Raw genomic sequence first — 855 nt, forward strand, 5'->3', positions numbered from 1 at the left:
CGCTGCCGTCCGGGGACGACAGGGGGCGATCAGCGCTTGATGACCAGCTGCGAAGGCAGGCTGTGCAGGTAAGCGGCCAGATCGGCCATGTCCTTGCGCGACAGGTTGGCCACCTGGCCGGCCATGATCGCGTTGTTGCGGCCGAAGGAACCGTCGGAGCGCTTGTACGACACGAGCGCGTGCTCGAGGTAGTTGGCGTGCTGGCCGGCCAGCTTTGGATAGCTCGGGTCGATCGGCGAGCTGTAGTCGGCGCCGTGGCAGGCCGCGCAGTTGTACTTCTTGGCCAGCTCGGCGCCTTTGGTGATGTTGCCGCCGGCGAAGGCATTGACGGAGACGACGCCGCAGAACAGGGCTGTGATAATTTTCTTCATGGCTAGCTCCTTATTTCGCGGTGGTGGATTGCTGGGCGTAGTACGCGGCCACATCGGCGATGTCCTGGTCCGACAGGCTGGCGGCGATGCCGCGCATGCTCGGGTGCTTGCGCTCGCCCTTCTTGTAGGCGGTCAACGCGTTTTCGAGGTACTTGGCGGTCTGGCCACCGATCTTCGGCACCGCGAAAACCTCAGGGAAGGTCGCCTTGTAGCCCGGAATGCCGTGGCAACCGATACACATTTCAACCTTGTTGGCCGCAGCCTTGGGGTTTCCAACGATGTCCGCCGCTGCGGCGACGTTGGCGAAGCCGGCGAGCACGATAAGTGCGAAGAGTTTTTTCATGGTGGCGAGGGTAAGGTGGTAATCGGGTGCGGCACGTGCAAAAAGGCTATGTTTCGCACTATCAACCTGTGATTTTAACCCAAGACGCTGGCGCAGTCCACATTGACCGTTGCCGGCCCACGGTGAATTTGTTCTAAGCGG

2 protein-coding genes are annotated in these 855 nt (G+C 61.5%); both read right to left on the reverse strand.

Annotated elements, in window-relative coordinates; translation table 11 throughout:
- Positions 1-29: 29 nt before the first annotated feature.
- Positions 30-371, reverse strand: a complete 342-nt coding sequence (locus tag C7C56_RS17430) for a c-type cytochrome (RefSeq protein WP_106758642.1) — start codon at positions 369-371, stop codon at positions 30-32.
- Positions 372-381: 10 nt separating this feature from the next.
- Positions 382-714, reverse strand: a complete 333-nt coding sequence (locus tag C7C56_RS17435) for a c-type cytochrome (RefSeq protein ID WP_106758643.1) — start codon at positions 712-714, stop codon at positions 382-384.
- Positions 715-855: the final 141 nt, after the last annotated feature.

The organism is Massilia glaciei (assembly GCF_003011895.2).
Lineage (GTDB): Bacteria > Pseudomonadota > Gammaproteobacteria > Burkholderiales > Burkholderiaceae_D > Telluria_A > Telluria_A glaciei.